Source organism: Spiroplasma endosymbiont of Aleiodes alternator, assembly GCF_964031135.1.
GTDB lineage: Bacteria > Bacillota_I > Bacilli_A > Mycoplasmatales > VBWQ01 > Spiroplasma_E.
The window spans coordinates 1,111,390-1,133,768 of sequence record NZ_OZ035008.1; the positions used below are offsets into that span (position 1 = coordinate 1,111,390).

Sequence of the window (22,379 nt, forward strand, 5' to 3'; positions counted from 1 at the left end):
ATTTTCACCTACTTTATTTTTCATTAGGCAATTCTTCAACTACTAAAATTAAAATAATCGCTGCTATTACTTCACATATTCATACAATTAATGATATTAATGAAAAAAATAGTAATACTGGTATTGATCAAAAAACTAGACTACCGCTTAACATTAATGTTGATAATATTAATGTTGAAATAGCAGTAATTCTAAATGAAGATTTCTTTTTAAGTTTCTTTGCTGGTATCATAAAACAAATAATACTGACTAAAATTGCAATTCCAACATATGATAATGATAAAGCTAATTGCAGTTTACTAAATTCAAACCCCATTTTTTGCCCAACAAATGCATTAACTATTAATAGTATTAAAAAAGCAATACTACGAATAATTTGCACAATTGGTGATCAAAAAAGTAAAGCCCTTGAAACTTTTATTTTATTAAGAACATCAAACTTTTTAGTTTTTTTATTTGGAACATAATTGTTTTCTTGAATGTCAGAATCAGGATTTTGTAAATTACTTTTTAACATAATAATTTTTTCCTTTCTTGCTAGTATATTTTCAAATTAATTATAACAAAACTATAACCTTTTTATAATTAATATTATCTTAAAACTAAACATTAAAAAGGAAATGACAAATATCACCATCTTCAACTATATAATTTTTACCTTCAACTCTCATTTTTCCCTTTTCCTGAACATTTTTTTCACTACCCAATAATTCTATATCTTGATAATTATAAACTTTAAGTCTAATAAAACCTTTCATGAAATCTGTATGAATGATACCAGCACACTCTGGTGCTTTCATTCCTTTAATAAAAGTTCAAGCATGAACTTCTTTGGGTCCAACAGTAAAATAAGTACCTAAATTTAATAGTTTATAAGTTGCTAATACAATTTGATCAATTCCTGATTCAAAAATATTTAACTCTTTAAACATTTCTTTTTTTTCTTCTGCTTCTAATTCAGAAAGTTCACATTCTGTCTTAGCACAAACAACAATTACAGTAATATTTTTTTTGCTCATATATTGTTGTAATTGTTCAACATATTTATTGGTTTTAGTTATTAAATCTTTTTCATTAATATTAGCAATAACAATTATTGGTTTAGCAGTTAAAAAATTATAAGGTTTAATCATTAGTAATTCTTCTAAACTTAACTTTTGATTACGAATAGCAACACCATTGTTTAATTCATTATTAATTTTTTCTAATAAAGCTACCTCAGCAATACCTTGTTTATCTCTAGTTATTTGCGATTTTTTACGAACTTTTTCTTTTCGTTTACTTATTACTTCTTGATCAGCTAACATTAATTCCAATTCAATAATTTCAAAATCATTAATTGGATCAATTTTATTTTCAACATGACTAACATTAATATCATCAAAACAACGAATAACTTCGCATATTGCATCAACTGTTCTAATATTAGCAAGAAATTGATTACCTAATCCTTCACCTTTACTAGCACCTTTGACAAGTCCGGCAATATCATGTAATTCTAAAATTGTTGGTACAACTTTTTGTGGATTAAAGATTTTTATTAAATTTAAAATTCTTGAATCATTGACTGGAACGCTACCAATATTTGGTTTTATAGTAGCGAAAGGATAATTTTTAATTAATACTTGTGAATTGGTAATGGCTTTAAATAATGTTGATTTACCTACATTAGGTAAACCAACGATACCAGCAGTTAACATATAATATGCACCTGTTTCTTTTACTTATATGATTACATCGTATCATATAAATTATAAAGAAAAATATAAAATTAATTATCAATTAAGAAAAATTTAATTTTGAAGTTGATTTGGATGGTAATGGTAGAGTATTTACTAAATTATTAGATTCATTAATAGTATTACCAGCAAGTTCTTCATCATCGCTTTCATCATCAAAAGGATTTGTACTAACTGGTTTAGGAGTAATCTGACCAGAACAAATGCCACTATCACTAGATGCTGTTCTAGTAAGACAATGATTAAATTGTTGACGAGATGATTCAGTACTGCTTTCTAAATCACTATACTGTGGAAAACTATAACTATTAAGTTCTCTTAATATTTTATCGATATCAATAATAGAATAATCATTTTCTTCAAATTCAGAAGAAAGTAAACTTATCGCACTATCAGTACTATTTGAACGTGATAATTTAGGTTTTTTTCAATTATTCATTCATCTCAAGGCTCATATGTTGGTAATAGTTCTGTGGTATACTTTGTCTTTGATAAGGTACGCTTATTTCATCTATTGATGTTTTATTATCATTTAAATTTACAATTAAAGTTCCAAAATTTTTTGTATTATTTTGAACATCTAGAATAAAGTAGACACAGAATTGTAACCTTTGTGTTAAAAATACTTTAAGGAAGGTGTTCATTTTTTTATGGCTAAATGACTATCAAAAGAAGAAAAGTTAAAAATAATAAAAATAAGTAAAATTAAAACAATTGATAAAACCGCATTAGAGTATGGTATTGGTCGATCATCAATAAAAGAATGAATTAAAGCATATAAATTATTAGGTGAAAAAGGTCTAGAATATGGCAATGGAATTCGTGCTAAAAAAACCAAAAGAACAGGTCGACCCAAATCTTTAAATTTTAATGAAATGACAAAACAAGAATTAATTGAATATATTGAGGCAATGAACGATATAAAAAAGTATTTAGAAAAATCGACAAAAAAGAAGAAATATTTTGTGATTTTCTCATTGAAGAAAAAATATCAGATTAGTTATTTATGTTGATTATTAAATGTTTCAAAATCAGGATATTATAAGTGAATTAAGAATGGAATGAATGAATTTAATAAATGAGATACATTTTTAGCTAATATAATTAAAAATATTTTTTATGAATTTCAAGAAATTTATGGTTATAAAATGATAACTTTATGAATTAACAAAATTTATAATTTAAAATTAAAATTTCATATTGTATATAGATATATGAAAAATATGAGTTTAAAAGCTAAGATTCGCATAAAAAAATTTGATTATAGAACTAAATCAGGAAGTTTAAGATATGATAATTTATTAAAACGTGATTTTTCAACTACTAATTTAAATGAAAAATTAGGTACTGATATAACTTATTTATTAACTAATGGTAAAACATATTATTTATCAATTGTTAAATATTTTCATAATAATGAAATATTAGATTATAAAATAAGTGCAAGTTTAGACATGACATTTGTTGTCCAAAACATTATCCAAGCTTGAGTTAATGCTCAAAAACCTACTTCATGAATTTTACAATCAGATCAAGGATTTCACTATACAAATCCTTCTTATAAAATTTTATGTGATGAATTAAAAATAAAAATTTCAATGTCTAGAAGAGGTAATTCCTGTGATAATGGTGCTACTGAAACTTGATTTGGAACAATGAAAACAGAATTTCTATATCAAATTCCAAGAAAAAATAGAACTATTGAATGAATACAAGACAACTTACCTAAATATATTTACTTTTATAATAATTATCGACCTCAAATAAAATTAAAAGAAATGAGTCCAATCGAATATCGATTAGCTCATTCCAAACCAACAAATAATTACTTCATACCTATAAATACAAAGGGACTTTCCTAAAAACTGTGTTTTTTAAATAAATTTTAGTTGTAAAATCACTAAGTTACACAGATTGCTGGAAAGTCCCGAAATATTTACAAGATAAAAAATGAGTATAAATGTTTTAAAACATTTATACTCATTTTAAATTTATATTAATTTTAAAAATTCTAAAATTCGATTTAATTCTTTATGATTACTATAATTGATGATTAGTTGTTTTTTATTGATTTTTACTTTAGTATCTAAAGTTCTTGATAAAGTATTTTCTAATGCTACTAAATGAAGATCTGACTTTTTATTAACATTTTGTTTTTGATTTAAACTTAATTGTTGCATCTTAATAACATCTTCAACCTTACGAACACTCCATTGTTCACTATATGCCCTTTTAGCAATAGTTACCATTAAATTAAGATTAGTGCCTAAACTTAATAACGGTTTAACATGACCCATTGTTAATTCATTGCGTTGAAGCATTTGTAAAATCTCTACTGGCAATTGCAAAATTCGTAAAGTATTAGCAATGTGACTACGTGATTTATTAACTTTTTGTGAGAGTTGTTCTTGAGTTCATTTCATTTTACTAATTAAAGTTTGATATGCCTGTGCTTCTTCAAAAGCATTCAAATCAACACGTTGAATATTTTCAATCAAAGCAAATTCCATTAATTGTTGATCTGTTACTTCAATAGTTACTGCAGAGATCTCTGTTAGACCTGCTAATTTTGCAGCTTTAGTTCTACGTTCACCAGCAACTAATTGAAAAACACCATCTGTTATCGTTTTTTTAACAATAATTGGTTGAATTAAACCGTGAATTTTAATTGAATCACTTAGTTCTTTAATTTCTTGTTCATTAAATACTATACGCGGTTGATATGGATTAGGAATAATTTTTGCAAGAGAAATAGTTTGTGAAAAAGTTTTAGCAATTTCTGGTGAACTTTCAATGTTAGTTATCAAATCATTTAAACCTTCACCAAAAATTGATGCTAAGCCTTTAGCAGAAATACGATTTTTTTTATCATTAGACATTATTTAACACCTCATTCACTAAACTTTGATAAGCAATAGCACCACTGCAACGTGGCCGATAACTAAAAATATTTTTACCATGACTTGGTGCTTCACTTAGAGTTACATTTCTTGGAATATAATTTTTATAAACTTTTTCTCTAAAATTTTTTTGAATTTCTTTGATAACTTCAACAGAAGAAGTTGTTCTAATATTAACCATAGTTAATAAAATCCCTTCAATTTCTAAATTGGGATTAAATAATTGTTGTACTAAACGAATAGTAGATAATAATTGTACCAAACCACCTAATGCATAAAACTCAGCTTGCAATGGAATAATAACTGAATTAGCTGAAGCTAAAGCATTACGATTAACTAATCCTAAACTAGGTGGACAGTCAATAATAATAAAATCATATACTTCCTTTACGGGTTCTAATTTTTCTAATAAAATATTTCTTTTATTACGAGATTGCTCTAATAAAAATATTTCGGCTCCCGCCAAAGAAATGGTTGATGGTAATAAATCTACTCCTTGACAAACTTCAGTTTTAATTACTTTTTCCAATGGAACATCATGTACTAAAACATCATATATATCTTGTTCAACTTTATCAGCAGCAAAACCCATTGAAATAGTAGCACTACCTTGTGGATCCAAATCAATAAGTAACACTTTTTTATTTTTTATACCTAAACCTGCAGCAAGATTAGTAGCAGTAGTTGTTTTTCCAACTCCACCTTTTTGATTAGCAATTGCAATAATTTTGCCCATAATAATTACCTTTCTAAATTAATAGACTAATATTTTATCCTACTAATTAAGTTTAACACTAATTTTAATTAATATTATTTACAAAGGTTTACTTTTAATTTGTTGATAAGGTCTTGGATATTTTAAAGCACATAATTTATATTTTTGAAAATGAAGGATTGTTCTTTGACCATAGTTGTTTGGTAATTGAACAGTAAATTGATTAATTAACTTTGCACCCATTGTGTTAATACTATTTTGTGCCAACGCAAGTTCTTCTTCAACTTTAAGACCCTTATAAGCAATAAATAATCCTTCAACTTTAACTAATCCTAAACACCTGAATTGTAAAATTAAAAAGGACATTTATATAAAAATTAAATTGTGTTAATTCTATAATTAAGAAAAGAAAGGAATTAGCACAATGTATAAGTATCTGACTATTGAATCAATAATAGCAATAAAAGAATATAAAAGTTATGAATTTTCAATTCGTAAAATAGCAAAAGCTGTTGATTATAGTAAATCAACTGTACATAGAGTTTGCAGATTATTAAATCAAAACTTATTACCATTAGAAATATTGAATCAAATTTAAAAAAAGAAGCAAAATGCAGGTAGAAAATTAATAATTTTAACTTTAACAGAAATTAATACTATTAATTATTTGTTAATTAATAAAAATTATGCGCTTGATATAATTGCTAATTTTTTAAAGGAAAATAAAATAAAAAGTATTTCAATAAAAACTTTATATAACATGTTTAAAACAAATCGAATGGGTTTTGATGAAAATAACTTATTGAGAAAAGGAAAAAATAAACCTCATAAACGAAAAGAAACTAGAGGACGAATTAATAATTGTAAATCTATTCTGAACTGAACATTGAACATCTAGAATAAAGTAGACACAGAATTGTAACCTTTGTGTTAAAAATACTTTAAGGAAGGTGTTCATTTTTTTATGGCTAAATGACTATCAAAAGAAGAAAAGTTAAAAATAATAAAAATAAGTAAAATTAAAACAATTGATAAAACCGCATTAGAGTATGGTATTGGTCGATCATCAATAAAAGAATGAATTAAAGCATATAAATTATTAGGTGAAAAAGGTTTAGAATATGGCAATGGAATTCGTGCTAAAAAAACCAAAAGAACAGGTCGACCCAAATCTTTAAATTTTAATGAAATGACAAAACAAGAATTAATTGAATATATTGAGGCAATGAACGATATAAAAAAGTATTTAGAAAAATCGACAAAAAAGAAGAAATATTTTGTGATTTTCTCATTGAAGAAAAAATATCAGATTAGTTATTTATGTTGATTATTAAATGTTTCAACATCAGGATATTATAAGTGAATTAAGAATGGAATGAATGAATTTACCTGAATTGTAAATATAAATGGGACAAATGGGACAGTTTTTAAAATAATTGTATTAAGTCTATTGGGCTTTTATAAGATAGTGATTTTCTGGGTGTAGAATTAATTTGAAATGCTATAGCATTTAAGTCTTTTTGTTTATATAAAGATAGATCTGTAGATTTTGGTAAATATCTTCTTAAAATACCATTATTATTTTCATTTAAACCTCTTTGACAAGGTTTGCCAGGATCTGCAAAATAAATCTTAACATTGCAAATTTTTTCGATTAATTTTCATTTACTAAATTCTTTACCAGGATCAAAAGTAATAGTTTTAACTGTTCCTTTTTGTAACTTTGAAATAAATTTTATTATACTTTTTGTAATATTTTCTGCTTTATGATTTTTAGAAACTAAAGGAATTGTGGTTTTTGATCATATATCAGCTAAAGTAATAATAGAACTTTTATGATCTTTACCAATGATAGTATCACCCTCTAAATGACCAAATTCTTGTATATTTTTAATATTAGGAATGATTAAATTTCTTTCATGAATAGATTTACAATTATTAATTCGTCCTCTAGTTTCTTTTCGTTTATGAGGTTTATTTTTTCCTTTTCTCAATAAGTTATTTTCATCAAAACCCATTCGATTTGTTTTAAACATGTTATATAAAGTTTTTGTTGAAATACTTTTTATTTTATTTTCCTTTAAAAAATTAGCAATTATATCAAGCGCATAATTTTTAGTAATTAACAAATAATTAATAGTATTAATTTCTGTTAAAGTTAAAATTATTAATTTTCTACCTGCATTTTGCTTCTTTTTTTTGAATTTGATTCAATATTTCTAATGGTAATAAGTTTTGATTTAATAATCTGCAAACTCTATGTACAGTTGATTTACTATAATCAACAGCTTTTGCTATTTTACGAATTGAAAATTCATAACTTTTATATTCTTTTATTGCTATTATTGATTCAATAGTCAGATACTTATACATTGTGCTAATTCCTTTCTTTTTTTAATTATAGAATTAACACAATTTAATTTTTATATAAATGTCCTTTTTAATTTTACAATTCAGGGGTTTCAAACATTATTATCATCACCTTCTATTACCGCATAAGTTGGAGCAAAAGAATACGCTAAAGATAAAACATAACCATTAAAATACATTCAAATATCAACGGTACCTAAAGACAAATTATCTATAATATATTTATTATTTTTTAATTTAGATTTTAATTGCGTGTTTTGTCATCTAAGACCTTTTTGCCCTAATTCATGACAATTAATTAATTCTAGTGAATCATTATTTTGAAAAAAACCATTCTTTTTTGCTAAATCAGTAGTTTTATCTTGTAAATATCTTAAAGTATCACTAAAATTATTATTTTCGTAAGCTTTAAAATCATTTTTATTCATTTTCATTGTAAAGTTACCTTCAAACTTACTGATAGTAAGGCGATTGTTTCAAATACCATCTTTAGAACAAAATTTGGCTAATTTATCAGCAGTACTATTAATTCGATTTTGTGTTGACATAGTATCGCGGATGACAACAGGAATTTTAATAGAGTTTAATGTTAAATTATGATATGTTCAACTATTAATTTCAAATTCTCCGAACAAACTTACTTTATCTAGATCTGAAGTAATTTTGCTTCTATATTTTCAATTTTCAAATTTGTTTTCAAAGGTTTGTGCATATGAATTAGCTTTATTAGTAAAAATTGATTTAACATCAGAACCTGATTGATTTAAAAATACTTTTTGTGCCATACTTTGAAAATCATTTTGTTTTTCTTTAGTAACACTTCAATTATTATTATTTGGCAATTGATAATTATGAAATTTCGTTTGATCACGAGCAATAAATTTAGCTCCCAATTTTGTTTTTATCTTTTCTAAAATGTTTTCTTTTAACTCATTACTATTTCATCATTTTGAAATATTTCATTTTAAATCTAAAGTAGTTTCGACAGTATAATCTTTTAAATTATCTTCAATTTTGCTTGCTACTTTTTGAATTACACCTTCAGTATTAGCATTTTGATTAATAAAGTTTATATCAAAAAAATCTATACTTAATTCACGATCTAATGTATTACCATCAAAATCCTTTCATTTTAAATCAAATTTTAAACTTGATTTTAAAAGATTTCAAGATTCAATGTGATACTTTTCTTTATTATAATCATCCATCCCAAAAGCATTATTATTTTTTCATTCATTAAATTCAGCTTTAGTAATTTTTGATTTATCAGTATTTAACTTTAAAATTTCATTAATATTAATACCAGAAAATAATAACTTTAAGTTAGAATCCTTACGTAGTTCAGCACCAAAATTACTAATGTTTTCTTTAATTATGTCATAAAAATGTTTAGTTAAATCTTGATTAGTAATTTCTTGGTTATCAAGAATTTTATTAATTTCAGTTAATAGTTCTTGTCCAGAACTACCAAAGTTATCTGGTCTTAAAATATTTTTTTTGTCTTTTATTAGTTCACCAAATAAACTATTAATTTTTTCTTCTGCTATTTTTAATAAATCAGTATCACTTTGTTCTTTACCATGCTCTTCTGGTATTGGTTCATCATTATTTCCACCACAAGCAATAATATTTGTAGTAGCAGTAGTACTTAAAATTATTGCCCCCAAAATACTTAATAATTTTTTCATAATTTATACCTCCTTAAATAAATCTTTTTATATATTTACTTCATTTTATATTATTCTAAAATTGTTTTTTATATTATGTTTTAAAGTTTTATAATAAACACCAATAGTATAATATTTAGTGATTTTTTATAAGTTTTTTTATGTTTTTACTTATTTTATTTTTAAAATAATAACTAGTTTTAAAATTTAACATTTACTGTATTTAATACTATTAAAACAAGATTTATTATATAAAACATAGTAAAATTCTACTAAGAAATGTTTCATATTATGCTTAATATTGATTATATAATTGCTAGTATATATTGTTGTTTCTAAATTAATAAAATTGTTTTTTTAAATAAAAATATTATAAACTAAGACATTGAGAGGTTATTTAAAAGAGGTATGGTTGAAAAAGCAAATTTAGGTAAATTATTAGAGTTTATTTTTATTAAGGTTTATTATTCTTTTATTACAGTTTTTTTATTTATTTTATCAATATTTATATCTTTAACAATAGCGATTGTTTTTTTTACTTTGAAATTAAGTTCAAATACTTTTTTCATTATTTTTCAATATTATATTATGATTTTGTATAGCATTTTTCTTTTTATTTTTGCTTTAATGAATTCTATTAAGTTATTTGGTACACAATTTGAAGATAATTCTTTTCTTCTAATACTAACAAGGCCATATTCAAGAAAAGTAATTATCCTTTCACAATATTTCGTGTTATTTTTATCTTCATTATTTTTTATAGTATCTAATATTATTACTTTATTAGTTTTTGGAGGCATCATAGGGGTAATTCTAAAAATAATATATATTAAATTTTATATTTTAATTATTTTAAAATTATTTCTTTTTTTACTTTTTTTCTCAATTTTAGTAACTAATGGATCGGTAGCTATGTTAGCGTTTTTTTCATCAGAAAAGGTTTTTTTAATATTTGTTATTTTTTGTAGTTTATTCCTTTTGGGTGGTTTACCTTCTTCTTTGATATTAAATAAAACAGAAAATTTACCAATTTCTTTTAAAGAAGATGTTGGACCTTATTTGGTTAAACAAATTAAAGAAGCAATGTTATTTAATAAATATTATAAAATGGGATTAATTCGTTATCCTAATTTAACTAAAGATATTGCTGATTTTTATAATAGTTTAACAATTGAAGAATTACAAGATATTAATAAAAAAGAAGTTATTAGTAAAAGACAAGATTTTTATAAAAAAGAAGGATTTCTTTTAAATAGTTCATTTAATAGTGGTGAAATGGAAGGTAAAATTGATGTTTGAAATGGACATAATGATTTTAATGGCAAAACAGTTAAAATAGTTTTAGTTTTTAATAAATACTTTATTAATTTAAAAGAATTAAAACAAAAGATTCAAGAATCTAATAATGATACTCAAAAAGATTTATTACAATTATATGAAGATTATAATAATGAATTTGAAATTAATAATTTTTGTTATTTACAAAAATCAAAAATACCTGATTTGTTAGAATATGATCTTGCTAAATCTTATGTTGAGGAAGGTAGTAATAAAAAAACATTAACTAGTGATGATTGAACAAGAGCTTTTAAAGATGGTGGATATTATGTTAAATTTAGCAGTCCATTACGTAACCAATATGATAATCTTTTTTTTAATCCAATTTATATTTTATTAAGAACTGTGGAAGATTACATTTATAATCAAATATGAATTTATTATCAAGTTAAATCAGAAAAAGTTTTAAATGATGAAAATTTTATTGCATTTAAAAATAATATGAATTTATATACTTTGATTAACTATTTTAATTTTATTGAGCACTGAAACCAAATGTGAACAAATTATATGGGATGTTATGGTAATTTTTGATTTAAACCATTAGCTTTATCAAGTATTGATTTTAATGTTCAAAAAAATACTTTATTTAGTTATCCTGATTTTACTTTTCATTTAAATAGCGAATATAAAATTGATGTTAATAATACTACAAGCATACAAAATAATTTGATTGTTAGTTTATTTTACGGTGTGTTGTGTATTGTTTTATTTTTCTTATCATTTTGTTTTTTCTTAAAAAAGAATATTGGATAAGTTAGTTAGGAGAGTATTTATGTCAACAAATGATAAAAATAAAATTTTAATTAATGTTCAAAACTATAGTAAAAAATTTAAGAAATTTCACATGAATAATATTAGCTTTACTGTATTTGAAGGAACTATTCATGCTTTAGTTGGCCGTTCAGGAAGTGGTAAATCAGTACTGTTAAAATCAATTATTGGTGCTATTCCAAAAAGTAATTACGAAGGATTAATTACCATTAATGGCTATAAAGTGGGAACAACTTTTTCAAAAAATAGTTTAGGTTATTCTTTGAATATAGAAAATTTTCCTCAAGGATTAAGTGCTTATAATTTTTTGAAATTTTTAGGTAAAACAACAATAATTTCAGAAAGTAAATTACTAATAAATTTAGAAAGATTATTAAAAAATTTTGGTTTATGAGAATCACGTAATAAATCTTTAAATTCATTTTCTTCAGGAATGAAAAATAGAATTATGTTAATTGTTGCCCTAGCACATGATCCAAACCTAGTTATTTTAGATGAACCAGGAGCTAATTTAGATTCAGAATCAAGAAAATTTTTTACTTCTGTTTTACAAGATTTAAAAAAAGAAGGAAAAACTATTTTATTAACAACTCATATGATTGATGAAACAAAAGATATTATTGATAATTGTACTATTATTGAATATGGTAAATTAATTTATACTGGACCAATTGATAAATTTGGGGTTGGTAAAATTTTTGTTTTAAAAACAAGCAATAATCTTGTAGCATCATCACTTTTAAGTTTATATAATTTTCAATTTAAATATAATAAAGATACTGATAGTATTTTAATTAAATTAATTGATAAAAATTATATATCACAACTTAATTTTATTTTAAGTGAAAAGAAAATTGTTATATATGATTTACATGAAAAAGAATTAGATTTATTTTTTATCAATTCATTTTTTTAATTTATTTTTATTTTATAAATAAGATTTTCAAATTTTTTGATTTTCACTTAAAACATGTGCAGCAGGAGGATATTCATCAGCTAATTTGTTGATTGCATTTACCATTACTTCTTTTTGATAATTATTATTAAATTGTAATTCTTGTTTTGTTTTTTTAGTTTTTTGATATGATTTTTGATTATATATTTTCCTTTTTGCTTTTACCTCGGATTTTTGCTCATATTTTTGCTTTCTTGCCTTCACTTCTGGCCTTTGAGCATATTCTTGTTTTTTTGCTTTTACTTCGGGTTTTTGAGCATATTTTTTTTTCTTACTTTGGTTTTGAAACTTTGATCATATTTTCGTTTTTTATCTTTATTTTTTTGATATCACTCTTGATCATATTTTCTCCTTCTTGCCTTCACTTCTGGCTTTTGAGCATATTCTTGTTTTTTTGCTTTTACTTCAGATTTTTGTTCATATTTTTGCTTTCTTGCCTTCACTTCAGGCTTTTGAGCATATTCTTTCATTTTTTCTTTATTTTTTTGATATCACTCTTGATCATATTTTTGCTTTTTTGCTTTTACTTCAGGTTTTTGCTCATATTCTCGTTTTTTATCTTTATTTTTTTGATATCACTCTTGATCATATTTTCTTTTTCTTGCCTTCACTTCAGGTCTTTGAGCATATTCTTTCATTTTTGCTTTCACTTCAGGTCTTTGTTGATATTCTTGTATTTTTTTTATTTTTTTGATATCACTTTTTCTTATACTCTTTTTGTTTTTCATTATTCATAAATTTATCACCTCTTAAATTTGTGTCATATTTACAATTTTTATTACTGTTTAATTTCTTTTGATCATCATAAATCAAAATCTTCTTTGAACTTTAAAATGCAAGTAAAATATTTAATATATAAAATTAGCGATCTTTTAATTAAGATCGCTAATTAATTAAATATTTAAATTTGGATATTTGCGTTTTAAAAAAAATAATAAAACTTGAATATCAGCAGGACTAACACCAGAAATTCTTGTAGCATGACCAATTGTTAATGGTCTAACGCGCTTTAATTTTTCTCTAGCTTCACCAGTAATACTTTCTACTAAATCATAATCAATATCACTAGGAATTTGTTTTTTTTCTAAACTATTAGTTTGTTGCGCCATTTTTAGTTGCTGATTAATATACCCTGAATATTTAATTGTAATTTCTAATTCCATTAATTCATGATATTGTAAATCATTTATTAAAGGTAACTGTGAAGTAAACATTGATAATTTGACACCTGGGCGTTTTAATAATTCATAAGCAATAATATGATTATCGGGAATTGGACCTAAATTATTATTAATAATATACTTAGCAACTTCTGAATTGGGACTAACTTTAATAGTTTTTAATTTTTCAACAATATTGGACATTAATGTTTGTTGAAAATTAAATTGTGATCAACGTTGTTCACTAACTAAGCCAACTTGATAACCATACTTAATTAATCTTGTTTGAGCATTATCATTTCGTAATAATAAACGATGTTCAGCTAAAGAAGTTAATAAACGATAAGGTTCAACTGTTCCTTTTGTTACTAAATCATCAATTAAAACCCCGATATATGCTTCATCACGCTTTAAAATTAATGGTTTTTCTTTTTTTATTTTTAAATGGGCATTAATTCCGGCTATTAAACCTTGACACGCTGCTTCTTCATAACCACTAGTACCATTAATTTGACCAGCACTAAATAAGTTTTTAATTAATTTAGTTTCCAATGTTGGTCATAATTGTGTTGGTTCAAAAGCATCATATTCAATAGCATATGCTCATTTTAATACTTCACAATTTTCTAAACCAGGTAACGTTCTCAACATTTTATCTTGCACATCAATTGGCAATGATGTTGAAAAACCTTGGACATAAATTGAATCCAAAACAAGTGATTCTGGCTCTAAGAAAATTTGATGACGAGGCTTATCAGCAAAACGTACTACCTTATCCTCAATACTTGGACAATAACGTGGTCCAGTACCTTGTGCTTCACCATTATACATTGGTGATTTATCTAAATTATTATTAATAATGGTATGAGTTTTATCATTTGTATAAAGTAAATAACAAGGTAATTGTTTTGCTAATGGTAAAAAATTTTTAATTTCATGTGAAAATGCTAAAGGTAAATCACTACCTAGTTCAATATTAGTTTTGTCAAAATCAATACTATTTTTTTTAATACGAGGTGGTGTTCCTGTTTTTAAACGTATCATATTAAAGCCTACAATTTTTAATTGTTCAGAAATACCATTACTTGTTCTTTGACCATCTGGTCCTTCTGATTTCTTATTATGACCTTGTAAAGTTAAAGCTGTCATATAAGTACCAGTAGTTAAAATCACAATTTCACTTGTAATTTTTTCGCCATTCTCTAAAATAACACCCTTAGCAGTGTTTTCTTCAATTATTAATGATTGTACCATAACTTCTAAAATTGTTAAATTTTCTTGTTTATTTATTGCATTTTGCATATATTGTGAATAAGCAATTTTATCAGATTGAGCACGAATAGCTCAAACTGCTGGACCACGTGAATGATTTAATAGTTTCATTTGCAAAGCAGTAGCATCTGCTGCTTTAGCCATTTCACCACCAAGTGCATCAATTTCACGAACCACAACTCCTTTGGCGGGTCCACCAATAGAAGGATTACATGGCATTAATGCAATTTTAGTTTTATCAAGAGTAATAATAGCAGTTTTATGACCTGCTCGTGCAGAAGATAATGCCGCTTCAACACCAGCATGACCCGCACCAATTACAATAATTTCATAGTCATATTTCATTGATTTCACCTCCATTTCATAAAATATTACATATCAAAATTAATAACATCAAAAATAAGAAATTTTATTTTTAATTTCTTTAGTAATGTTATCATAAACAAGCAAAATATTCATGTACTTTTTAAACTTTTATTAAATAAAAATTGAATTTTAGTTAATAATCTTCTCGATTATAATTCATTATATTTTATACAAGATATAAATATTATTTAAAGAATTAGTGCTGCACTTAAAAATAGCAACTGTTTTAACTAGTAATCATTAATACTAATTTAAAACCAGTAATTACTTACTTTTAAGTATTTTATTTATTAGGACAAGATGTGTTTTTATTGAAAAGACACTTTTGTCATTAACATTAGTGACTGTATCCAATGGCGATAAAACATATGCAACATCTATTTCTTTTTCCATAACTGTAACCTCTTTTGTATAGAATTTGACTTAAATAATTTATCTTAATATCCCTACATAAGTATAATTATAATGTTAATTTTTAAATTTGCAAATTTTTATTTACTATACCTTTAAACTTAAAAAGTATTTTTATAATTTAATTGCAAAAATGAAAAATAATATTTGACAAATAACATTACTTATCCTATAATTAACAAGCATTCACGAAAGCAGCAAATAAGTATTATTAAGTTGCAAATAGTTTACCCTCAAAGATTATTCTTTTTATTAGTAGAATTTTCTATTAATCTTAATAGTAACCAGTGCTGTTCTGGCGAATTGTAAACTATCTTAATGAGAACTTATTAAAGTCTCTTTGTGTTTGTATACATTCCAAGGAGGCTTTTATTATGTCAAGATATACTGGTCCGGTTTTTAGAAAATCAAGAAGATTAAACTTCTCAATTCTTGAATCTGGTAAAGAATTTGCAAAAGGAAAAAAGCGAACATTCGCTCCTGGACAACACGGTCAAAAAAGAATTAAACTTTCTAACTATGGATTACAATTACAAGAAAAACAAAAAATTCGTTTCACTTATGGTTTAAATGCTCGTCAAATGAAAAATTTATTTGATGAATCAAAAAAAACTCATGGTGTTACTGGTACTAACTTGTTGGTATTCTTAGAATCAAGATTAGATAATATTGTTTTTCGTTTAGGTTTATCTTTAACAAGAAAAGGTGCTCGTCAATTAGTAAATCATGGTCATGTTTTAGTTAATGGTAAAAAAGTTAATATTCCTTCATATCGTGTTAAAATAGGAGATAAAATTACTATTACTGAAAAAGCACAAAAAAATGCAAAAATTATTGAAGCATTAAGCGCTAATGCTTCAACATTACCATTTATTGAATTCAATAAAAAAACATTTATTGGTACATATGTACGTCATCCACTACGTGACGAACTAAATACTGATATTAATGAAGCATTAGTTGTTGAATCATATGGACGTGCTTAAAATTAATAATTAATTTAAAATCTGTTATCAATTGATAACAGATTTATTTTTTAGATGGTAAATATCAATAAAAGCATTTATTATTTTTTTTATTTTTGAAAAAATAAAATATAAATTAATTATCTATTAATCAATTTCCTTAAAACAAAAGTAACAATTAATTTTCTACAACTACTATGTCAATTAAATTAAATGATATAATGTTAATTATAGATGAGTAAAGGAAGAATAAAAATGATTAAAAATGAAATTTCTGAAAAAAAGTTAGTATTACTTTTGTGATAGCTGTTATCATAACAGCTATTGGCTGATTAGGAATTAGTAAAAACAAAAAGAAATATTTAATTTTATGAATAGCTATAATTCCTTTAATTTTTAGTAACATATTTTCATTTTTTACTAAAAATTATTATGACAATATTTTACTAATATCAGTATTAACGATATCTTATTTAATTTATATAGGTTTTTTAATCATTAGTACTTATCGATTTATTAAGACAAAAGACAAAAAAGAAAGTAATAATAAACAAGTAGAAAATACTATTGATTTAATAAAAAATAAAATATTGTAAAAGTTACCCTTTGGGGTAACTTTTACATGTTCTCTATAAATAATGATCTTAATATAAGTTCATACTATATAACATTATGAAAACTATTTGAACCATTACTATTATTAGGAATATGTTCTTGATTTGCTGCATCAATAAAATTTTGTTGTCTTGTTAATGGACGATTTTCTAAAATTTGATTAATTCTTGTTTGTAAGTCAGGATTATTAGGTTCTTTATATTTATTAGCGTTTTTTCAAATGCCAGAATTATTTTCTTCAATTCTATTTCTTATTTCTAATATACTTTTTTCAATATTTCTTAATTTCTTAATTTTTCTACTTTCATCTTCATCTTTAATAGCCGTTGATGCTGCAGAAATTAACTTAGTAATATCACTGTAAGTTGACATATAAAAAGGAGTACCAGCAATAATATAACCTGCATTTTTTTCTGCATTATAAATTTTCTCTTCAACTTTTAAATAATTAATGATAGTATTAATATTTTCGTTGATACTTTCTTCTTTTGCATTTGGACCATTTTCTAAAATTTGATTAATTCTTGTTTGTAAGTGAACATCTAGAATAAAGTAGACACAGAATTGTAACCTTTGTGTTAAAAATACTTTAAGGAAGGTGTTCATTTTTTTATGGCTAAATGACTATCAAAAGAAGAAAAGTTAAAAATAATAAAAATAAGTAAAATTAAAACAATTGATAAAACCGCATTAGAGTATGGTATTGGTCGATCATCAATAAAAGAATGAATTAAAGCATATAAATTATTAGGTGAAAAAGGTTTAGAATATGGCAATGGAATTCGTGCTAAAAAAACCAAAAGAACAGGTCGACCCAAATCTTTAAATTTTAATGAAATGACAAAACAAGAATTAATTGAATATATTGAGGCAATGAACGATATAAAAAAGTATTTAGAAAAATCGACAAAAAAGAAGAAATATTTTGTGATTTTCTCATTGAAGAAAAAATATCAGATTAGTTATTTATGTTGATTATTAAATGTTTCGAAATCAGGATATTATAAGTGAATTAAGAATGGAATGAATGAATTTAATAAATGAGATACATTTTTAGCTAATATAATTAAAAATATTTTTTATGAATTTCAAGAAATTTATGGTTATAAAATGATAACTTTATGAATTAACAAAATTTATAATTTAAAATTAAAATTTCATATTGTATATAGATATATGAAAAATATGAGTTTAAAAGCTAAGGTTCGCATAAAAAAATTTGATTATAGAACTAAATCAGGAAGTTTAAGATATGATAATTTATTAAAACGTGATTTTTCAACTACTAATTTAAATGAAAAATTAGGTACTGATATAACTTATTTATTAACTAATGGTAAAACATATTATTTATCAATTGTTAAAGATTTTCATAATAATGAAATATTAGATTATAAAATAAGTGCAAGTTTAGACATGACATTTGTTGTCCAAAACATTATCCAAGCTTGAGTTAATGCTCAAAAACCTACTTCATGAATTTTACAATCAGATCAAGGATTTCACTATAGAAATCCTTCTTATAAAATTTTATGTGATGAATTAAAAATAAAAATTTCAATGTCTAGAAGAGGTAATTCCTGTGATAATGGTGCTACTGAAACTTGATTTGGAACAATGAAAACAGAATTTCTATATCAAATTCCAAGAAAAAATAGAACTATTGAATGAATACAAGACAACTTACCTAAATATATTTACTTTTATAATAATTATCGACCTCAAATAAAATTAAAAGGAATGAGTCCAATCGAATATCGATTAGCTCATTCCAAACCAACAAATAATTACTTCATACCTATAAATTTAACACTTACAAACGCTATTTTATAAAATTTAATAAAAGGTTACTTTTATTGTCTACTTTTCTTGACAAGTTCATTAAAGCACCAAGTACAATAATTGGAATAATTAATGTTTGAGTAAAAACACCAATTAAGTTGCTAGGAACGTAACTAATGATAATTTCGGGAATTGTTTTGGCAGTAGTTTTATCGTAATTACCACCATCAGTTAAATTAAAACCTTGCCCAATTTTAAAAGCAATTCCTAGTCCAAAGGCAATAGTAAAAGCGATAGCCACATTTATTAATAAAATAGTAATACCAACTCCTGAAACTTTAGTTATTGTTTTTGAGTTACTATTTTTTTTACTAGTAATTCTAGCGATAGCTAAAAATACTAATGGAATAGTTAACATAGTAATACCAATAATAAAAATAGTTTTTAATAATTCAATTCAGTGTACAATTTCTGCAACTCAGGGTATATAGTCAGGATTAGGTTTTAATGGTGTTCCAGGTAAGTTAGGATAAGTAATGTTATGACTATTAAAACCAGTAATAGCTTGGATAGTAATACCAAAAATTAGTCCTAATCCCATTCCAGTAAAAATACGAATTGGAAATTTAGGTTTAGTTTTTTTAATAAAAATAGAAAGTGCTAGAATAATACTAAAAAAGACAATTATCCCGATTAGACTTTATCAGTGTGAAATACCAACAAAGTCTCTTAATAAGTTAATATTGTCATTACTAAGAGTTGTCATAGTTGCTACTTCATTCTTTTTATTTTTTATAGGTTATGATGATGTTACTTTTCTGCTTGCTATATGAATAATATCACTAGTACGAGCAAAAGGAGGTGAATAAACTAAATCTAAATTTTGTAAATCACGGATGTCCATTTTATTTCAAATGGCAGTAGCAAGAGCATTAATTCTTAATGTGGCATGATTATAACCTGCCATTTGTGCTGCCAGTAATTGGAAATTTGTTTTATCATAAAATAGTTTTAAGTATAAAGGACGAGATTGTTTTAAGTATCTTGGTAGATCATAATCTTTAATATAAACACTACCAATTTTATTTTTATCAATCGTATCAAAACTACCAGTTTTTGTTATTTCTAAATTACCAACACGTAAAATACTTGACCCTAAAGTTCCTGGATATTTATGTTCTGGGTTTTTAATATTATCAGCAATAATACGTGCCATTTTATTAGCATTAGTTGCCAAGGGAACATATATTGATGATTTATCAAATTGACTATATATTTGTGCACAATCACCACCACTATACATATTTGAAAACTTTTTTGTAACATTTTCTTTAGAAGGAATTTGACAGAATTCATTAATAATAATTGCTTTATTTTTGTTTAATTCAATATTGCTATTTTGTAAAAAATTCGTATTTGGTTCAAAACCAACTGCTAGTATTACTAAATCACAAGGTATTGTTTTTCCGTTTTTTTTATCATTTACACTTCTTAAACGCAAATCATTAACATTATTATGAGTCATCATTAGTTCTTCAACTTGATAGTTTAGTAAAATAGTGGCATTGTTTTTTGATTTAGTTTTATGATTAATATTTTTTTTGGTTAGTTCATCATAAATTAATTGACTAAATTCTTTATCAACAACGTCTGCCATTAATCGATCTTTCATTTCAACGATTGTGACATCTTTTTTTTGTTTTAAGCACGCTTCTGCCATTTCCATGCCAATAAATCCACCACCAATAATAACTATTTTTTTAGCATTTTTCATTGCTTTTTTTAGATTTATGGCATCTTCTTTAGTAAAAACATTATAAACATTATGTGGTAAAATACCATGACTAAAAGGTGGCGGAATTTTTGGTTTGGCTCCTGTTGCAATAACTAAGGCATGATAAGATACAACTTTTGCTTTAGTTTTATCGTCTATTGTTTTTTTGACATGAATTTCTTGTTTTGCTGTATCGACTTTAATAACATTTTGATTTAAATGAATTTTAATTTTATTTTTATTATTAGTTTTTTCTGAAAAATCTTTTTTTGTACGGTCATTTAAAAGTTTTTTATCTTTAAATTCATTAGCAATATAATAAGGAATACCACAAGCACCAAGTGAAATATAGTTTTTTTCTTGATAAACATGGATATCAAAGTTTTTATCACTATTTTTTTCACTACGTAATAATTTACTCGCAACTCGCATCCCAGTCGCACCAGCACCAATAATAATAACTTTAATTTTCATTTTTATCATCGCTCCACTCTCATTAATTATAATATATATTTAATAAAAAAACAATTAATAGTGTTTATCTTAAGTATTGATTCATTTTTGAACAAATTCTAAAGTAGTGTCACTAATACCCTTATCAGTTACTAAATTATATTCATTAACAACTGTGTGGTCTAAATCACCAATTAAAAAACTTTGACCGTGGTTAGCATCAAGGATAGTGTATAATGAACTTTTTTTTGGTATTTCATAGCGAATTTTTTCTTGAAATAATTCGTTAGCATTAGTGTAGTTAATAAAGTGATCATTTTGACCATGAAGAAATAACATTGGCATATCAGGTATTAGTTTTAAATATTTAATTGGTTGTATTTCTTGTAAACCATCAACACCAAATGCTTTTTGTGCTTTTTTACGACTTAATTTCAGCATTAAATTAGTAGGTAAGAAAGCATAATTGTATAGTTTTTCACTATAGGTACGATCTAAGCGACTAAATGTACAATCAGAAATAATGAATTTTACTTTTTGATTAATTTTATGTTTTGCATATAAATTGCTTCACATTACTACTGTTGCGCCACCTAATGAAAAACCATATAATCCTAAAGCAGTAGTTTCTTGTTTATATGTTTTACAACAGTATTCAATAATGTCTTGTAAATCTTGTGATTCTTTTAAACCAAAAGTTGTTGGTGATGCATCACTTTCACCATGGTTACGAGCATCATATCAAATAACATTGTAGCCAGCACGTAAAAAAATGAAAGCTTGTTTAAATATTCAAAATCTTGTATTAGTTATTCCGTGTAATAGAATTATTGTTTTATTATTATTTTCATTTTTAAGGGGACTTTTTAAAAGATTACCATATAATGTTAAATTGTCAATTGATGTTTTAATTGAAAAAGAAATTATATTTTCATGTTTTTCTAGGTATTCTCAATATTCAAAATACATTGGCCATTTTGCTAATTCAATTTTAACTTTCGGTTGAAATTGTGAATTATATTGCAAGCATGCTTTAAACATTTCAATTGAATTTATATTAACTTTTTGTCTTAATTTTATTCTATTAATACTACTTTGTTTCATTGGTTTTCCTCACATTTTA

General features: G+C 24.4%; 22 protein-coding genes and 2 pseudogenes. 8 read left to right on the forward strand and 16 right to left on the reverse strand.

Annotated elements, in window-relative coordinates:
• Window positions 1-13: 13 nt before the first annotated feature.
• From ACQH20_RS06670 to ACQH20_RS06685, 4 genes are all read right to left on the reverse strand, one after another.
• Window positions 14-517 (reverse strand): hypothetical protein, encoded by a 504-nt coding sequence (locus ACQH20_RS06670; protein ID WP_425376957.1) that lies wholly within the window; start codon window positions 515-517, stop codon window positions 14-16.
• A gap of 85 nt (window positions 518-602) precedes the next feature.
• Window positions 603-1,700 carry a redox-regulated ATPase YchF gene (gene ychF, locus ACQH20_RS06675; protein WP_425376958.1) on the reverse strand — a complete coding sequence of 366 codons (1,098 nt, stop codon included), beginning with the start codon at window positions 1,698-1,700 and terminating at the stop codon, window positions 603-605.
• Window positions 1,701-1,782: 82 nt separating this feature from the next.
• A complete protein-coding gene (locus ACQH20_RS06680) occupies window positions 1,783-2,178 on the reverse strand; it encodes a hypothetical protein (protein ID WP_425376959.1) in 396 nt (131 codons plus the stop codon).
• Window positions 2,171-2,383 (reverse strand): hypothetical protein, encoded by a 213-nt coding sequence (locus tag ACQH20_RS06685; RefSeq protein ID WP_425376960.1) that lies wholly within the window; start codon window positions 2,381-2,383, stop codon window positions 2,171-2,173. The genes ACQH20_RS06680 and ACQH20_RS06685 overlap by 8 nt, the downstream gene beginning before the upstream one ends.
• Before the next feature lie 6 nt (window positions 2,384-2,389).
• Here ACQH20_RS06685 and ACQH20_RS06690 point away from each other — a divergent pair, with 6 nt between their 5' ends.
• Window positions 2,390-3,601 carry an IS3 family transposase gene (locus ACQH20_RS06690; RefSeq protein ID WP_425376961.1) on the forward strand — a complete coding sequence of 404 codons (1,212 nt, stop codon included), beginning with the start codon at window positions 2,390-2,392 and terminating at the stop codon, window positions 3,599-3,601.
• Between the two features lie 129 nt (window positions 3,602-3,730).
• Here the strand turns inward: ACQH20_RS06690 and ACQH20_RS06695 are convergent, their stop codons facing one another.
• The 3 genes from ACQH20_RS06695 to ACQH20_RS06705 all read right to left on the reverse strand — a co-directional run bounded on the left by ACQH20_RS06695 (window position 3,731) and on the right by ACQH20_RS06705 (window position 5,720).
• The gene (locus ACQH20_RS06695; protein WP_425376962.1) at window positions 3,731-4,618 is read right to left on the reverse strand and encodes a ParB/RepB/Spo0J family partition protein; all 888 of its coding nucleotides are present in this window, start codon (window positions 4,616-4,618) and stop codon (window positions 3,731-3,733) included.
• A complete protein-coding gene (locus ACQH20_RS06700; protein ID WP_174480209.1) occupies window positions 4,611-5,375 on the reverse strand; it encodes a ParA family protein in 765 nt (254 codons plus the stop codon). Before ACQH20_RS06700 ends, ACQH20_RS06695 begins: the two co-directional genes overlap by 8 nt.
• A gap of 78 nt (window positions 5,376-5,453) precedes the next feature.
• Window positions 5,454-5,720, reverse strand: a complete 267-nt coding sequence (locus tag ACQH20_RS06705) for a hypothetical protein (RefSeq protein WP_425376963.1) — start codon at window positions 5,718-5,720, stop codon at window positions 5,454-5,456.
• A gap of 58 nt (window positions 5,721-5,778) precedes the next feature.
• Between ACQH20_RS06705 and ACQH20_RS06710 the strand changes: the two are divergent.
• Window positions 5,779-6,228, forward strand: a pseudogene (locus ACQH20_RS06710) (helix-turn-helix domain-containing protein); the annotation flags it as partial.
• Window positions 6,229-6,318: 90 nt separating this feature from the next.
• Entirely contained in the window at window positions 6,319-6,840 is a 522-nt protein-coding gene (locus tag ACQH20_RS06715; protein WP_425376964.1) for a hypothetical protein, read from the forward strand.
• Here the strand turns inward: ACQH20_RS06715 and ACQH20_RS06720 are convergent.
• Window positions 6,782-7,727, reverse strand: a pseudogene (locus tag ACQH20_RS06720) (IS30 family transposase). The gene ACQH20_RS06715 and the pseudogene ACQH20_RS06720 sit on opposite strands and share 59 nt — an antisense overlap.
• Before the next feature lie 50 nt (window positions 7,728-7,777).
• A complete protein-coding gene (locus ACQH20_RS06725; protein WP_425376965.1) occupies window positions 7,778-9,412 on the reverse strand; it encodes a lipoprotein in 1,635 nt (544 codons plus the stop codon).
• A 978-nt stretch (window positions 9,413-10,390) separates the two neighbouring features.
• Here ACQH20_RS06725 and ACQH20_RS06730 point away from each other — a divergent pair.
• Window positions 10,391-11,485, forward strand: a complete 1,095-nt coding sequence (locus ACQH20_RS06730; RefSeq protein ID WP_425376966.1) for a hypothetical protein — start codon at window positions 10,391-10,393, stop codon at window positions 11,483-11,485.
• Window positions 11,486-11,504: 19 nt separating this feature from the next.
• Window positions 11,505-12,419, forward strand: coding sequence for an ABC transporter ATP-binding protein (locus ACQH20_RS06735; protein ID WP_425376967.1), 915 nt, complete (start codon window positions 11,505-11,507; stop codon window positions 12,417-12,419).
• Window positions 12,420-12,431: 12 nt separating this feature from the next.
• Here ACQH20_RS06735 and ACQH20_RS06740 read toward each other — a convergent pair whose 3' ends face one another.
• From ACQH20_RS06740 to mnmG, 3 genes are all read right to left on the reverse strand, one after another.
• Complete coding sequence (locus ACQH20_RS06740) at window positions 12,432-12,662, reverse strand: hypothetical protein (protein WP_425376968.1); 231 nt, start codon at window positions 12,660-12,662, stop codon at window positions 12,432-12,434.
• A 35-nt stretch (window positions 12,663-12,697) separates the two neighbouring features.
• Window positions 12,698-13,186, reverse strand: coding sequence for a hypothetical protein (locus ACQH20_RS06745; RefSeq protein WP_425376969.1), 489 nt, complete (start codon window positions 13,184-13,186; stop codon window positions 12,698-12,700).
• A gap of 165 nt (window positions 13,187-13,351) precedes the next feature.
• Entirely contained in the window at window positions 13,352-15,235 is a 1,884-nt protein-coding gene (gene mnmG, locus ACQH20_RS06750; protein ID WP_425376970.1) for a tRNA uridine-5-carboxymethylaminomethyl(34) synthesis enzyme MnmG, read from the reverse strand.
• 806 nt (window positions 15,236-16,041) lie between these two features.
• On the opposite strand from mnmG, the gene rpsD reads away from it, so the two are divergent.
• The gene (gene rpsD / locus ACQH20_RS06755) at window positions 16,042-16,653 is read left to right on the forward strand and encodes a 30S ribosomal protein S4 (protein WP_174480874.1); all 612 of its coding nucleotides are present in this window, start codon (window positions 16,042-16,044) and stop codon (window positions 16,651-16,653) included.
• A gap of 278 nt (window positions 16,654-16,931) precedes the next feature.
• Window positions 16,932-17,228: a hypothetical protein gene (locus ACQH20_RS06760; RefSeq protein ID WP_425376971.1), complete on the forward strand. Its 297-nt coding sequence runs from the start codon at window positions 16,932-16,934 to the stop codon at window positions 17,226-17,228.
• A gap of 64 nt (window positions 17,229-17,292) precedes the next feature.
• On the opposite strand, the gene ACQH20_RS06765 is transcribed toward ACQH20_RS06760, so the two are convergent.
• Window positions 17,293-17,853: a hypothetical protein gene (locus ACQH20_RS06765; RefSeq protein ID WP_425376972.1), complete on the reverse strand. Its 561-nt coding sequence runs from the start codon at window positions 17,851-17,853 to the stop codon at window positions 17,293-17,295.
• Between the two features lie 6 nt (window positions 17,854-17,859).
• On the opposite strand from ACQH20_RS06765, the gene ACQH20_RS06770 reads away from it, so the two are divergent.
• Window positions 17,860-19,080 carry an IS3 family transposase gene (locus ACQH20_RS06770; protein ID WP_425376973.1) on the forward strand — a complete coding sequence of 407 codons (1,221 nt, stop codon included), beginning with the start codon at window positions 17,860-17,862 and terminating at the stop codon, window positions 19,078-19,080.
• Here the strand turns inward: ACQH20_RS06770 and ACQH20_RS06775 are convergent.
• The 3 genes from ACQH20_RS06775 to ACQH20_RS06785 form a co-directional block, all read right to left on the reverse strand.
• Window positions 19,070-19,630, reverse strand: coding sequence for a cation:dicarboxylate symporter family transporter (locus ACQH20_RS06775; protein WP_425376974.1), 561 nt, complete (start codon window positions 19,628-19,630; stop codon window positions 19,070-19,072). The genes ACQH20_RS06770 and ACQH20_RS06775 overlap by 11 nt on opposite strands.
• Window positions 19,631-19,828: 198 nt before the next feature.
• Window positions 19,829-21,277, reverse strand: coding sequence for an FAD-dependent oxidoreductase (locus ACQH20_RS06780; protein ID WP_425376975.1), 1,449 nt, complete (start codon window positions 21,275-21,277; stop codon window positions 19,829-19,831).
• A gap of 69 nt (window positions 21,278-21,346) precedes the next feature.
• The gene (locus ACQH20_RS06785) at window positions 21,347-22,360 is read right to left on the reverse strand and encodes an alpha/beta hydrolase (protein WP_425376976.1); all 1,014 of its coding nucleotides are present in this window, start codon (window positions 22,358-22,360) and stop codon (window positions 21,347-21,349) included.
• Window positions 22,361-22,379: the final 19 nt, after the last annotated feature.